This window comes from Algoriphagus boseongensis, assembly GCF_004362805.1.
GTDB classification, from domain to species: Bacteria; Bacteroidota; Bacteroidia; order Cytophagales; family Cyclobacteriaceae; genus Algoriphagus; species Algoriphagus boseongensis.
This window is the reverse complement of the sequence record NZ_SNYF01000006.1, coordinates 626,597-639,780: the sequence shown is the minus strand read 5'-3', so window position 1 is coordinate 639,780 and position 13,184 is coordinate 626,597. Positions and strand designations below refer to the sequence as shown.

Genomic DNA, 13,184 nt, shown 5'->3' with positions numbered 1-13,184 from the left:
AAAGGATTTAAAACAAAAAAAGAGCAAGACCCGGGGCCTTACTCTTCTAGTATGCATACAAAGGAAGCATTACTTAGCGGCAAGGCCTTCTAAGCGAGCTTTATGTTTTCGTGCAGCAGAATACTCGAATGACTCGTAGTATTTCTCCTCAATTTCTGTGTAGGTAGCGATTGCATCGGCAATTTTTCCAGACTCTTCTTGAGCTACTGCCAACTTAGCCAAATACTTTGGTGTAGTGTATTTGTTTTCGTTGGTACGGGCCGCTTTGGTATAGCTGGAAATAGCTGCATCGATATTAGCTAGTTCCAAATTCGCATCTCCGATTAAAGAATACGCTTTGGCCTGAACCAAATAATCGTCAGAAGAAAAATCTTCCAAATGCTCCAATGCCTCGGCAAATTTCTTTTCAGAAAGATAAATTGAACCGATATAGAAGTTAGCCAAATTAGCCGCGTCAGTTCTAGGATAATCTTCTACAATAGAAAGAAGGCCTTTGTTGATACCGTCACCGTTCAAGGCAAAATCAATGCTGTCCTGCTCATAGAAATATACCGCCTGGAACATTTCTTCCTGAGCTTTCTCGTTTTGATTGGCGGTATTGATCTGGAAGAATAAGATTCCTCCTATCAAAATCACTGCAGCTGCTAAAACTCCAGCTAATATTTTGCTATTCTTTTTCAAAAAAGCCTCACCTCTGCCGATTTGCTCTGCAATGACTTCTGGATTTTCCAAAAGTTCATTTTCGTGTGCTTTTTTAGATTGCTTAGTTGCCATTGTTACTCGATTTTCGGTCGCAAATATACGGTTTTTATCAAATTCACAAGCCCAAACAAAAAAGCCATGAAGTAAGAAAGACTTCATGGCTTTCGAGGGAGCTTTTTGAATTTATTCCATCACGAAAGGATAGTCTTCCTGAACATATACGGCCTTGAAGGCATCCATTCCATCAGGCCAAGGAGATTCTTCAGCAAATTTCACTGCTTCATCTACCTGCTTTTTTACTTTTTTAACCACAGCTTCGATCTCTTCCTCAGACATTAATTTATTGTCACGGATAGTTTTTAAAACCTGCTCGATCGGGTCACGCTGCTTGTATTCTTCCACTTCCTCCTTGGTTCTGTACTTTTGAGGGTCAGACATGGAGTGGCCTTTGTATCTATAGGTTCTGAATTCCAACAAAGTTGGTCCATCACCTCTTCTTGCTCTTTCTGCTGCTTCTGCCACTGCTTCATGAACAGCTTCCACGTCCATTCCATCTACTGGGAAAGAAGGCATATCGTATCCCTCACCAATTTGGTACAATTCAGTGACATTGGAAGTTCTAGCTACAGAAGTACCCATAGCATAGCCATTGTTTTCAATGACGAAAATGACTGGAGTCTTATAAAGCATTGCTAAATTAAATGCTTCGTGCACAGCACCCTGACGAACAGCACCATCACCCATGTAGCAAATTGCTAAATTTTTGGTGCCCATGTATTTTTCGGCAAAGCCTATTCCAAGACCCATAGGTACCTGAGCGCCTACAATTCCATGACCTCCGAAGAAATGTCTTTCCTTATCGAAAATGTGCATGGAACCACCTTTTCCTTTGGTTGTACCGGTAGCTTTTCCAAAAAGTTCAGCCATTACAGCACCCGGATCGGTTCCCAATCCCAGTGGATGCGCATGGCATCTGTAGGCAGTAATCCACTTATCGTCTTTTGTCAAAGCGGAAATAGATCCCGAAGCGCAAGCCTCTTGACCAATATATAGGTGACAGAATCCTCTGATTTTTTGCTGACCATACAATTGCCCGGCTTTTTCCTCAAACCTTCTCATCAAGAGCATGCTTTCATACCAGTAAGCATAGGTTTCTTTGGAATATTTTACTTTGGACTTAGTCGCTGCAGTTTTCTTTGCCATATCGTGCTAATCAAAATATGCTATTTTAGGCCCCAAATATAGCAATCCCGACCTAAAAATCAGGCCACCGCTAAAATAATTCCCGATCCCATGCTTCTGGAGTCCATTGATTTAATCCAGTTTAAAAACCATCTCAAAACCAATCTCAGGTTTAGTCCGGGGATTAATTGTATCGTAGGGCTCAATGGTAGCGGGAAAACGAATATTCTGGATGCTATCCACTATTTGTCCCTGACCAAAAGTGCGGTTCAAAGCAGCGATACCTTAAACATTTCTCACGACTTGGACTTTTTTTCCATCATTGGAAAGTTTCAGGTGGAAAATAAACCATTGGAAGTTCGCTGTTCTTTTGAGGCTGGGAAAAAGAAGCAGATTTTTCAAAATGGAAGCCCTCTTCCCAAAACCTCGGACCATGTAGGAATGATCCCTTTGGTTCTTATTGCCCCGGATGACACGGAATTAATCAAAGGCGGAAGCGAGGGAAGAAGGAAATTTTTTGACGGACTTTTATCCCAACTGGACCATGGATATTTGGATCAATTGATCCGATACCATCATTACCTGAAGCAGAGAAATGCCCTGCTCAAGCAATTTGCGGATACAGGAGGACGAGACCTTACCTTGCTAGGGAGTTATGATCAGGAGTTGATCCGGCTCAGTGTGGAGTTAGCTCAAAAAAGGAAGTTGTTATTGGATGAAATGGCCCCAGTACTCCAAGAATATTACAAAAAGATTTCCTCTGGACTAGAGCAGGTCTCGGTCAATTATGAGACTGAAGCTCTACGCCCTGATTTTGGAGCGTATTTCCATAGCCTTCGGCAAAAGGATCTGATTACCAAAAACAGCAATGCCGGTATTCATAAAGATGATTTCGATTTTCAGATAGGAGGACATCCCATTCGAAAAATCGGGAGCCAGGGACAACAGAAATCTTTCATAATAGCCTTAAAACTTGCTCAATTTGAAATTTTCGAAAAATCGAGAGGGGAAAAGCCACTACTTCTCTTGGATGATATTTTCGACAAGCTGGATGACGAGAGAATCGCCAAATTGATGGAATTGGTTTCTCAGGGGAATTTCGGTCAGATTTTCTTGACCGATGCCAGACCAGAACGATCCAAAACTATCCTAGCTGGCTTAGAATCGGAAGTATTCTATTTTGAGGTGGAAAAAGGTGTGGTCAAAAAGTAAAAAAGAGGCCGAAGCCTCTTTTATCCTATTTCAAACGATATCCAAGATTGAACTCAAAATTGATCGGAAATATACCTCCTGTACCTGTCAAATCGAAGTAATAGATGGGGCCTAAACTTCCCAAAACTGTCCACTTCTCATAAACCTTCTTAAATCCCCAGGTCGGCCCCACTGCCATGCTGTAATTTTCGTTGGTCCGCACATTCCCGGCAATTCTCGGCCCGTAAAATAGGTATCTCAACGCAATGAAATTCCGGCTTCTCCGACCATTCTCAGCAATCTTCCGGATATTATAATAACTTCTTGCCTGAACATCCAAAAAGGGAGCGAGCTGACCCTGAAAACCATTTTCACCATATTCAGTATTCAATTCTGGATAAGAACCATTATAACCTATACCCAAATTTAGTTCAATGGTCTTATTTGTACCAATCGGATTTTCCCAAACAATTCCTGGATTGATTAGGTTAAGCCGAAGCTCTTTTTCAGTTTGACCAAAAGAGGAATAGTTTAGTAAAAAAGCAAAACCTCCAACCAGAATGATCTTTTTACCTATACTGGAAAGAGAGCTTAAAGCGAGATAATCGAAAATCTGTTTTAACACTTTATTGAACTGTGCACTCAAAAAAATAATTGGGAATTGGGAATTGGGAATTGGGAATTCTCATAAAATTTTAAATTTTCCGCCAAATCTAAAATCGTTAAAAACCGTCTGCAATACCCAATATTGGGTATTTTCAGTACTTTTTTGACAAAAAAAGAGGCCGAAGCCTCTTTCTATTATTTCCACAAATCTGCCGGATATTCTCCTTCCTGATGAAGCTTTTTCAGTGCCTCTATCACTACCGGCCGATCCTCGGTATAGGTTACCCCAAACCAGGTTTTGCCTCCAGCAAGGATTTCAAAAGCAGCTTTGCCTTCTTGAATCAGGTTATTGGCAACTGTTGGGATATAGAATTCTGATTTCAAATTTTCTCGATTGGCTGGAAGGAATTTATTCCACATCTCCTCGATGTCCACAAATACATCCGGATGGAATCCCCAGAAGTTCATACTGACGGGCGTATTTTCGGCGATTTCCAAGACTTCTCCCTCACCACGGCTGACGATTTTATCCCCTTCTCTGGAGATGGAGGTTCTTTCCACCATGCCGATCAACTGACCTTTGGAATTGGTCTCACAGACTCCACGGCTAACGGTTCCATTTTCAGAAAGTACGTTTTGAATCGCATAGCCTACCATGGCATGTAGATCTGGCTTTACCTCCTTAGAAAGGAATTTTCCCAATACCTCAAAGGCTTCTTTCCCATAGAAATCATCCGCATTGATCACGGCAAATGGCTCTTGGATGGCATCTTTGGCACAAAGCACGGCATGGGCAGTTCCGTAAGGCTTGGTTCTTCCCCCTTGCTTCAAATGATCCGGAACAAAACTATCCAAAGACTGGATCACCCAATCCACTTCGATTTTTCCTTCGAGCTTGGGCAGAAACTTCTCCTTAGCCACTTCCAAAATTTCCTGACGGACAATGAATACTACTTTTCCGAATCCAGCCCGAATCGCATCAAAAATTGAATATTCTAATATGGTCTCCCCGTTTGGGCCAAAACCGTCAATCTGCTTATTTCCTCCATATCTGCTGCCCATTCCGGCTGCAAGCACAAGAAGTGTTGGTTTATTAGTCATGTATATCTCTTGGTAAAAAACGCTGGCAAAATTAGTTTTTTATCTGCTTTGACCAAACTGGACTTAATTCAAGCCTTAAGTTTCATTTTTACCCAATTTTGATCAGAAATCGATTGATTTTATTTAATCGGGATAAAAAACAACCCATGATCCAATATTTCTTGTGTAAATTTTTTCAATACCGGTTATTTTTTAACCCTATTTTTGATTTTGTTTTAAAAAATATCTTACTTTCATGCCATTATCTCAAAAAACCATTTAACCTATTAACAAAATGAAAAAAATTGAAGCGATCATTCGGACTTCCCGTTTTGATCAAATCCATACCTGTGTTTCAAAGCTTGGAGTGAAATTTCTCTCCTTCTATGAAATCAAAGGGATGGGATTTGAGCATGCCCGACAAGAAATGTATCGAGGCGTGGCCTATGAACCGGCTTACATTCCCAGAACCAAATTGGAAATAGTAGTTCCGGATGATTTATCGGAAGCAGTAATCAAATGCATCCTTTCCGAGGGAAAAACCGGAGAAGTCGGCGACGGAAAAATTTTCGTTTACGATGTCCTCGAAGCTTACCGAATCCGAAACAACGACACCGGAGAAGCTGCCCTTTAATCAAACCTACTCACCTCGAACCTATTTAGACCAATGGAAGAACCAATACAAGACCTATTTACGGTCAATAATCTCTGGATGATGATTGCCACCTTTTTGGTTTTCATCATGCACTTGGGCTTTGCCACTTTGGAAGCTGGACTAACCCGCTCCAAAAACACAGTGAACATTTTGTTCAAAAACACCATCATTCCTGCCATAGGATTACTTACCTATGCCTTGGTAGGATTTAATTTAATGTATCCTGGAGGCGATTTCGCCGGGGCGTTTTTTGGCTTCGCCGGATTTGGACTTGAGCTCCCTGAAGGCTGGGATACCAGCAACTATAACGCTGGCTACACTTACTTTACTGACTTCATTTTCCAGGCTATGTTTGCGGCTACAGCAGCCACAATTGTTTCTGGAGCAGTTGCGGAGCGAGTTAAGTTAGGTCCATTTATCACTTTCTCCATCATCTACGTAGCCATCATTTATCCAATGGTTGGAATGTGGAAGTGGGGAGGAGGATTCTTAAATGCTATGGAAACTCCTTTTTATGATTTCGCAGGATCTACCATCGTTCACTCTGTTGGTGGCTGGGGAGCTTTGGTAGGAGCAATGCTTCTAGGACCAAGATTGGGTAAATACACTCCGCAAGGCATGAAAGCGATTCCAGGCCACAACATTCCCTTGGCAGTAATCGGGGTATTTTTACTTTGGTTAGGCTGGTTTGGATTTAATGGAGGTTCTGTTTTAAGTGCAGATCCAGGACTGGTATCCAAGGTATTTGTAACCACTTCCATGGCTGCCGCTGCTGGTGCTTTTGGTGCCTTGATCGTTTCTTATTTGAAATTCAAAACCTATGATATCACCATGGTGCTTAACGGCATTTTGGCTGGCTTGGTAGGAATCACTGCCGGTGCTGACCAAATGGGAATCATAGATTCTATCATAATCGGATTCGTTGGCGGTGGATTAGTGGTATTTGGCGTGGTATTATTTGACAAGCTAAAAATCGATGATCCTGTGGGTGCCATTTCTGTACACTTGATTGGCGGTATTTGGGGAACCTTGGCTGTTGGCCTATTTGGTGACCTTGCCGGCATGAGTCAGGTGATCTCTCAACTTATCGGAATTGGAGCTACCGCGGTATTATGCTTCGGATCTGCATGGTTAATTTTCTTCACTTTGAAAAAGACAGTGGGTATTCGCGTGGATGAAAAAGAAGAAACCGAAGGACTGGATATCAACGAACACAGCATGAGAGCTTATCCGGATTTTGCTACAAAAGACTGATTAAACTAAACTAACCTTACAAGAAAAAGCCCCGGAAATTGAAAACTTCCGGGGCTTAGTTTTTTTTGATAGTGAATTAATAAGCTGGTTTAAAATGACGGTTTAATACAGAAAGGTACACTTGACTAAACATTGCATAGCACCAATCTCTGAATTCTTCAATTTCGCTCGGCAATAAATACCGAAGGCCTTTTTTTAATTCTCGCTCAAACAAATACTTGCTGAAGCTGACTTTTTGCAAAATGGTCTTCACATATTCTAGCATAGCTTATCTGATTTGGGTTTATTAACTGATTTTAAGGTTACCTACGAAGTCATTTCGGGATATGTTACGTTATTTTGGAAGCTTTAAGAATAGAATTATCCCTATTTTCGCAACCATGATAAAAACGATCATCAGACTCCTATTCGTATGTGCAGCCTTAATTTTGGCAGGCAACGCCTATGGACAAGAAGTACAGATCGAGCTTGGACCGGATGAAATAGGCTTAAATGAGACTTTCACCATCAAGGTGACATTATCAGACGATAAGATTAAGTCCTACGATCAATTTCCCGAGATTCCGGGATTTCAAAAACAGGGCATTTCCCAATCCTCTTCCATGAATATTATCAACGGAAGAATGAGCAGCTCCAATAGTATCATTCAATACTATAAGCCCTCAAGAAAAGGGCAATTTACTCTAGGGAATTTTTCCATTTTGATCAACGGAGAGTCCTATGCTTCGGCAGGAAAAAGAATTACTGTGACAGATGCTGTAAGCTCCCAAGCGTCGGGTGGAGATGTATTTGACCCCTTTGCGGACTTTTTTGGAAGAAATGCGGAAGAACCTGAATACATCGAATTGGAAGATGACGCCTTTTTCTCGGTCTCTGTAGATAAGGATGAGGTTTTTGCAGGTGAAGGCTTTACGGTAAATATTGCCTTTTACATGTCTGAGCAAAACCAGGCACCTTTTCAGTTTTATGAACCCGGAAGACAATTGGATGCAATATTGAAAAGAATCAAGCCCGGAAATGCCTGGGAGGAAAACTTCAATATCACGAATATCGAACCCCAGGTAGTCGACCTAAACGGGAAGCGTTGGCAAAAATTCAAGGTCTATGAGGCGACATTTTTCCCATTCTCTGAAGGAAAAATAGAAATTCCCAGAGTGCCTTGGGAAATGATCAAATACAGAGTGGCGAAAAATCCAACCTTCTTTGGCGCCAATAGGCAGGAAGATTTCAAAACTTTCTACTCCTCTGCCAAAACCATCACAGTAAAGCCTTTGCCCCCTCACCCACTGAAAAACGAGGTAAGCGTTGGGGTATACCAGCTTCGAGAAAACATTTCAACTTTGGAAGTAGAAACTGGAAAAGGATTCAATTACAATTTTGGAATCAACGGTGTAGGAAACATCAATTCCATCGCAGAACCCAAGCGTCTTCCTGGCCCAAATCTTAATACCTACGATCCTAACGTGAGGCAACAAATCAACCGGGGCTACGGTCGAGTTTCTGGGATAAAGGAATACAATTATTTCGTAACTCTCAATGAGGCAGGGGAATACAATCTCAAGGACTACTTCAATTGGATTTATTTTGATCCGGTGAGGGCAGTTTATGACACCCTTCGTCCAGAGGCAAAAATTATTGTTTCGGGCGAGTCCAAAGTCAATCAAGCCCTATCGGCCCAAAGGCTGGGTGGCTTATATGATCGAATTTCTACGGAAAACAACCAGTTTTCAAACGAGAAATATAAATACTATTTTACGACCGCAATCAACCTGCTCCTACTGGGAGCAGTGATCTTACTCTCGGTCCTGATAATTAGAAAAAAATAATGGGCAATTCATTTGGAAGGCTTTTCAGGGTCACCACCTTTGGTGAATCACACGGAAAAGCTTTAGGAGCAATCGTTGAAGGTTGCCCTGCTGGATTGGAATTGGATGAGGCAAAAATCCAAAAGGAAATGCAACGCCGTAAGCCAGGACAATCCAAAATCACTACGCAGCGGAAAGAAGAAGACGAAATCGAAATCCTTTCCGGAGTTTTTGAAGGAAAAACAACAGGGACTCCAATCGGAATTGTCATCAAAAACGCTGACCAGAAGAGTAAGGACTATTCCCATATCGCAGACAAATTCCGCCCCTCTCATGCCGATTATACCTATTTCGAAAAATACGGAATCCGTGATTACCGGGGAGGAGGAAGATCCAGTGCCAGAGAAACAGCTGCCAGAGTAGCTGCTGGGGCTATCGCCAAGCAATTTTTAGCAAGCAAAGGAATCAAATTCAACGCCTTTGTCTCCCAGGTTGGTGACCTGACTTTAGAAAAACCCTATCAGGAATTAAACCTTGACTTAGCAGAGGAAAACATCGTCAGATGCCCTGATCCAGAAATGGCCGAAAGGATGATTTCCTTGATCGATTCAGTCAGACTGGATCGTGATACCATTGGTGGAGTCATCACTTGTGTCATTCAAAATACCCCAGTGGGATTGGGAGAACCTGTTTTTGATCGCCTCCATTCAGAGTTAGGAAAGGCCATGCTTAGCATCAATGCCGTAAAAGGATTTGAGTACGGAAGTGGATTTGAAGGAGTGAAAATGAGAGGCTCCCAGCATAATGACACCTTTGCTCAAAAAGATGGAAAAGTCCATACGCTTTCGAATCATTCCGGGGGAATCCAGGGTGGAATCAGTAACGGTGAGGATATTTATTTCCGGGTAGCTTTTAAACCAGTTGCCACAATTATGCAGGACCAGGAATCTGTAAATGAAGCCGGAGAAAGTGTCACGGTAAGTGGAAAAGGACGTCACGATCCATGTGTAGTGCCACGAGCAGTACCAATCGTGGAGGCTATGGCCGCCTTGGTCATAGCTGACTACCTTCTTTTGTCCAAAACCAATAAACTTGAAGATATATAAACTACGACATGTTGAAAAAAATACCCTTACATACTCAGATCATCATAGGATTGGTTTTAGGCTTGATTTACGGAATCACAGCCATTAAAACCGGCATTCCTGCATGGCTTACCTTGGATTGGATCAAACCTATTGGTACTATTTTCATCAATGGCTTAAAAATGATAGCAATGCCCTTGGTATTGGCCTCTCTGATTATCGGGGTTTCCAACTTGGGTGATATCTCCAAATTGAGTCGAATCGGTGGAAAAACAATCATTACCTTCTTGATTACAACCGTAATAGCCATCTGCACCGGTCTTTTGCTGGTAAATGTACTGGTACCTGGAAAAGGCCTACCAGCTGAAACCCGGGAGAATTTGATGAAAATGTATGAAGGTGATGCAGGACAGAGAGCACAAGCGGCGGCTGAATTGCAGGAGCAAAGTCCTCTTCAACCCATAGTGGATATGGTTCCTCAAAACCTTTTTCAAGCCACTACAGACAATGCGGCAATGCTTCAAGTGGTGTTTTTCGCAATCATTGCAGGTATAGCCCTTCTTCAGATCCCTAAATCCAAAGCGGACCCTGTTATTACTTTCTTCGACGGATTCAATGACGTGATCATCCAAATCGTCAATTATGTCATGCTGATCGCTCCTTATGGTGTGTTTGCTTTGATGGCTTCCCTGATCGTAGAAATCGCAGGAGATAATCCAGATGCTGCGGTAGACCTATTATTGGCTTTGCTTAAGTACAGTTTGATTGTCTTGGGAGGTTTGTTCTTTATGATGCTGGTGATTTATCCACTTCTCCTGAAAAGTTTTACCAAGGTCAAGTACGCAGATTTCTTTAAAGCAATTCGTCCAGCTCAATTATTGGCGTTTTCAACCAGTTCCAGTTCCGCTACCCTTCCGGTAACTATGAAACTTACGGAGGAGGAATTGGGTGTTTCTGAAAACATCACCAGTTTCGTTTTACCGCTAGGAGCTACAATCAATATGAACGGAACCAGTCTTTACCAAAGTGTGGCGGCAGTTTTCATTGCCCAAGCTTTAGGTATGGATTTGAGCCTTTCCCAGCAATTGATGATCGTATTGACTTCGACTTTGGCTGCCATCGGATCGGCTGGCGTTCCGGGTGCAGGTTTGATTATGCTGATTGTGGTATTAGAATCCATTGGAGTTCCAGCTGCTGGAATCGCGTTAATTATGGCTCCTGATAGAATTTTGGATATGTTCCGAACTGTCGTAAACGTAACTGGAGACGTGGTGGTAACCACCGTGGTGGCAAGTACAGAAGGAGAACTTCCCGAAGGAATGATCCGAAAAAATAATCCGCTCACTGCCAATGAAAGTGTGCAGGAGGAATCCTAAAAAATGAAAGCCTGGAAAATTTCCAGGCTTTTTTCATTAATAGTTTTTCAAAAAGCTTACGAGCTTCTCAAACTCCGAATCCGTGATTGCGGGGAAGTTTGCAATTCTGAAACTGGTCGGTTTCAAAGGTCCATAACCACTTCCCATTTGCATGCCTTCTTTTTCAGCAGCTTTTTTCACAGAAGAAATCAATTCCTCTGTTCCTGCAATTGCCATCACAGTCGTACTTCTAGTATCAGCATTATCCACAAGCATCCTTAGGCTTTTGGATTGAGCGATGGTGTTTTCCAACCTCGACATTCTATCTCTTAATTTTGCATCGATATGCTGGATTTCAGGGATGTCTTTTAGCACTCGATTGAGCAAATAAATCCCCAAAACATTGGGAGTATAGTGCGTTTGATATCCAGCTGCATTTTCTAAGATAAAACTTAGACTGTTGTAGCGGCCTTTTTCTCCTTTTCGCTGTACTTTCTCAATTGCCTTGGGGGAGACTATCAAAATCCCCAGGCCTGCTGGAAGCCCAAAGCATTTTTGAACGGAAGCATACCAAATATCAGCTAAGGAAAAGTCCAATTCTATTCCTGCCATGGAAGAGGTGGTATCGACAGCAATCATCTTTTCAGGGAACTTCTCTCCAATTGCCTCAATAACCTTCATTGGAACTTGAGAAGCATTAGCAGTCTCGTTTTGGGTGATGGCAATCAGATCAAACTCCTCAGCTATTTCTAATCCAGCAACATCTAAGAATTGATTGGCTTCGATTTTTAAACCTGAAGTTGATGGGATAATATGCTTGGCAAATTCAATCCACTTTTTCCCAAAGGAACCTGAGTAAATATGAAAGCTTGCCTCCTCGACTACAGATTGGGAAATTATCTCCCAATTCTCCGTGGCACTTGAGGTAAACAAAAGCTTGTAATCCTTCGACATGTGGAGTTTTTCACGCATCAGTTGTTCAGTTTCCTGATACAAGTGCATGAATGCACCACTTCTGTGGTTAGCACTTAAAATCCCCTCTTGATAAGCCTCCTGCATGTAGCGAGGCAAGGCATCATATACTTTGGATGGCCCGGGTGCGAACGTGATCATAGTTCAGGAGAATTTAGAAAATACAAAACGCCGAGTTCATAACCTTTCAGTCCCAAACCTGAAATCATCCCCACACAGGATTTGGAAATGATGCTCTTATGACGGAATTCTTCTCTCTTGTAAATATTGGAAATATGGACTTCCAAAGTAGGGGTAGTCACTCCTGCAATGGCATCCGAAATGGCTACTGAAGTATGTGTATATCCTCCGGCATTCAGAAGAATGGCATCAAATTCAAATCCGACTTCGTGGATTTTATTGATCATTTCTCCCTCTACATTGCTTTGGAAATAATGAAGTTCAACTTGAGGAAAGCGCTTTTTTAGATTTTCGAAATAATCTTCGAAAGTTTCGCTTCCATAAATCTCAGGCTCTCTTTTCCCCAAAAGATTGAGGTTGGGCCCATTGATGATTTGAATTTTCAATTTGGGATAGGTTTAATGCACTTACCAAAGTTACAGACTCCCTTCAAGCTTCCAACTTTACTCCCTCTTTTCCTTTATTCTAAAAAGATAAGCCAGCGTAAATTCAAGATTGGTAGATCGCATATCAAAAATCCTATCCTGAGATTCCGGATTGGTAAAATCAAAAGAAAAACGCACCTCTCCGGCTATCGTGCTTTTTCCAAAAAGCTTGGAAATCCCCGCACCAGCCGTCAAACCATACATCAGACTGTTTGGATCGTCTGCAGCCTCGCCGTAAGTCGGAAGTTCGGGAGGATTGATTCCTGAAAACTCTCTCACCACATCTTCTGCTTGAGTCAAAAACCCAAAATGCGGTCCAAATTTGATTTGAAATCTCCCCGATCTTCCTGCAAAAAAGCTGGCCAAGAGCGGAAATTTCATGTAGGTAAACTCAGTCTGATTCAGTTGACTGTCGTCATTGAATTGTCTAAAGCCCAATTTAATCTGTTGGGCATTGAGCTCAATTCCTGCATTTTTTGCATTGAAATATTCCAAAACCAAGGCAAATGTCGGTGCTCCAATCCCATCTACCGACCTGCTTCTAGTCCCAGCCGTGGCTTGGTAAGAATAGGATGAAGTAGCATATCCTCCCCTGATTCCTATGCTCAGCTGGGCAACTGCCCCCAAGGGCAGGGTCAATAGAAATAGGGAAAGTAGAATTTTATTCATGCCCAAAATAAAGCAATTCAATC

General features: G+C 42.1%; 13 protein-coding genes. 6 read left to right on the top strand and 7 right to left on the bottom strand.

Features of this window, described 5'->3' with window-relative positions; genetic code table 11:
* Positions 1 to 69: 69 nt before the first annotated feature.
* Positions 70 to 774, bottom strand: coding sequence for a tetratricopeptide repeat protein (locus tag DFQ04_RS10445; RefSeq protein ID WP_133555533.1), 705 nt, complete (start codon positions 772 to 774; stop codon positions 70 to 72).
* A gap of 111 nt (positions 775 to 885) precedes the next feature.
* Positions 886 to 1,905 carry a pyruvate dehydrogenase (acetyl-transferring) E1 component subunit alpha gene (gene pdhA, locus DFQ04_RS10440; protein WP_133555531.1) on the bottom strand — a complete coding sequence of 340 codons (1,020 nt, stop codon included), beginning with the start codon at positions 1,903 to 1,905 and terminating at the stop codon, positions 886 to 888.
* Between the two features lie 90 nt (positions 1,906 to 1,995).
* Here pdhA and recF point away from each other — a divergent pair, with 90 nt between their 5' ends.
* Complete coding sequence (gene recF / locus DFQ04_RS10435; RefSeq protein WP_133555529.1) at positions 1,996 to 3,096, top strand: DNA replication/repair protein RecF; 1,101 nt, start codon at positions 1,996 to 1,998, stop codon at positions 3,094 to 3,096.
* A gap of 25 nt (positions 3,097 to 3,121) precedes the next feature.
* On the opposite strand, the gene DFQ04_RS10430 is transcribed toward recF, so the two are convergent.
* Both DFQ04_RS10430 and DFQ04_RS10425 read right to left on the bottom strand, forming a co-directional pair.
* Positions 3,122 to 3,700, bottom strand: a complete 579-nt coding sequence (locus DFQ04_RS10430) for a hypothetical protein (RefSeq protein ID WP_133555527.1) — start codon at positions 3,698 to 3,700, stop codon at positions 3,122 to 3,124.
* A 176-nt stretch (positions 3,701 to 3,876) separates the two neighbouring features.
* Complete coding sequence (locus DFQ04_RS10425; RefSeq protein WP_133555525.1) at positions 3,877 to 4,782, bottom strand: nucleotidyltransferase family protein; 906 nt, start codon at positions 4,780 to 4,782, stop codon at positions 3,877 to 3,879.
* A 274-nt stretch (positions 4,783 to 5,056) separates the two neighbouring features.
* Between DFQ04_RS10425 and DFQ04_RS10420 the strand changes: the two genes are divergently transcribed.
* The 5 genes from DFQ04_RS10420 (at position 5,057) to DFQ04_RS10395 (ending at position 10,936) form a co-directional block, all read left to right on the top strand.
* Complete coding sequence (locus DFQ04_RS10420; protein ID WP_133555523.1) at positions 5,057 to 5,395, top strand: P-II family nitrogen regulator; 339 nt, start codon at positions 5,057 to 5,059, stop codon at positions 5,393 to 5,395.
* A gap of 33 nt (positions 5,396 to 5,428) precedes the next feature.
* Complete coding sequence (locus DFQ04_RS10415) at positions 5,429 to 6,670, top strand: ammonium transporter (protein WP_133555521.1); 1,242 nt, start codon at positions 5,429 to 5,431, stop codon at positions 6,668 to 6,670.
* Positions 6,671 to 7,050: 380 nt separating this feature from the next.
* Positions 7,051 to 8,496, top strand: a complete 1,446-nt coding sequence (locus DFQ04_RS10405; protein WP_133555932.1) for a BatD family protein — start codon at positions 7,051 to 7,053, stop codon at positions 8,494 to 8,496.
* Positions 8,496 to 9,581 carry a chorismate synthase gene (gene aroC / locus DFQ04_RS10400; protein WP_133555517.1) on the top strand — a complete coding sequence of 362 codons (1,086 nt, stop codon included), beginning with the start codon at positions 8,496 to 8,498 and terminating at the stop codon, positions 9,579 to 9,581. The genes DFQ04_RS10405 and aroC overlap by 1 nt, the downstream gene beginning before the upstream one ends.
* An 8-nt stretch (positions 9,582 to 9,589) precedes the next feature.
* A complete protein-coding gene (locus DFQ04_RS10395; protein WP_133555515.1) occupies positions 9,590 to 10,936 on the top strand; it encodes a dicarboxylate/amino acid:cation symporter in 1,347 nt (448 codons plus the stop codon).
* Between the two features lie 36 nt (positions 10,937 to 10,972).
* Here the strand turns inward: DFQ04_RS10395 and DFQ04_RS10390 are convergent, their stop codons facing one another.
* The 3 genes from DFQ04_RS10390 to DFQ04_RS10380 are packed head-to-tail and all read right to left on the bottom strand — an operon-like array spanning position 10,973 to position 13,161.
* Positions 10,973 to 12,028 (bottom strand): aminotransferase class V-fold PLP-dependent enzyme, encoded by a 1,056-nt coding sequence (locus tag DFQ04_RS10390; protein ID WP_133555513.1) that lies wholly within the window; start codon positions 12,026 to 12,028, stop codon positions 10,973 to 10,975.
* The gene (gene aroQ, locus DFQ04_RS10385; RefSeq protein ID WP_133555511.1) at positions 12,025 to 12,453 is read right to left on the bottom strand and encodes a type II 3-dehydroquinate dehydratase; all 429 of its coding nucleotides are present in this window, start codon (positions 12,451 to 12,453) and stop codon (positions 12,025 to 12,027) included. Before aroQ ends, DFQ04_RS10390 begins: the two co-directional genes overlap by 4 nt.
* Before the next feature lie 57 nt (positions 12,454 to 12,510).
* On the bottom strand, positions 12,511 to 13,161 hold the full coding sequence (locus DFQ04_RS10380; RefSeq protein ID WP_133555509.1) for an outer membrane beta-barrel protein: 651 nt from the start codon (positions 13,159 to 13,161) through the stop codon (positions 12,511 to 12,513).
* Between the last annotated feature and the right edge of the window lie 23 nt (positions 13,162 to 13,184).

Excerpts from the sequence above, each read along its gene's own strand:
- DFQ04_RS10415 (WP_133555521.1), top strand. The coding sequence starts at position 5,429 with ATGGAAGAACCAATACAAGACCTATTTACGGTCAATAATCTCTGGATG.
- DFQ04_RS10395 (WP_133555515.1), top strand. The coding sequence starts at position 9,590 with ATGTTGAAAAAAATACCCTTACATACTCAGATCATCATAGGATTGGTT.
- DFQ04_RS10405 (WP_133555932.1), top strand. The coding sequence starts at position 7,051 with ATGATAAAAACGATCATCAGACTCCTATTCGTATGTGCAGCCTTAATT.
- DFQ04_RS10445 (WP_133555533.1), bottom strand. The coding sequence starts at position 774 with ATGGCAACTAAGCAATCTAAAAAAGCACACGAAAATGAACTTTTGGAA.
- recF (WP_133555529.1), top strand. The coding sequence starts at position 1,996 with ATGCTTCTGGAGTCCATTGATTTAATCCAGTTTAAAAACCATCTCAAA.
- aroC (WP_133555517.1), top strand. The coding sequence starts at position 8,496 with ATGGGCAATTCATTTGGAAGGCTTTTCAGGGTCACCACCTTTGGTGAA.
- DFQ04_RS10425 (WP_133555525.1), bottom strand. The coding sequence starts at position 4,782 with ATGACTAATAAACCAACACTTCTTGTGCTTGCAGCCGGAATGGGCAGC.
- DFQ04_RS10420 (WP_133555523.1), top strand. The coding sequence starts at position 5,057 with ATGAAAAAAATTGAAGCGATCATTCGGACTTCCCGTTTTGATCAAATC.
- DFQ04_RS10390 (WP_133555513.1), bottom strand. The coding sequence starts at position 12,028 with ATGATCACGTTCGCACCCGGGCCATCCAAAGTATATGATGCCTTGCCT.
- pdhA (WP_133555531.1), bottom strand. The coding sequence starts at position 1,905 with ATGGCAAAGAAAACTGCAGCGACTAAGTCCAAAGTAAAATATTCCAAA.
- DFQ04_RS10380 (WP_133555509.1), bottom strand. The coding sequence starts at position 13,161 with ATGAATAAAATTCTACTTTCCCTATTTCTATTGACCCTGCCCTTGGGG.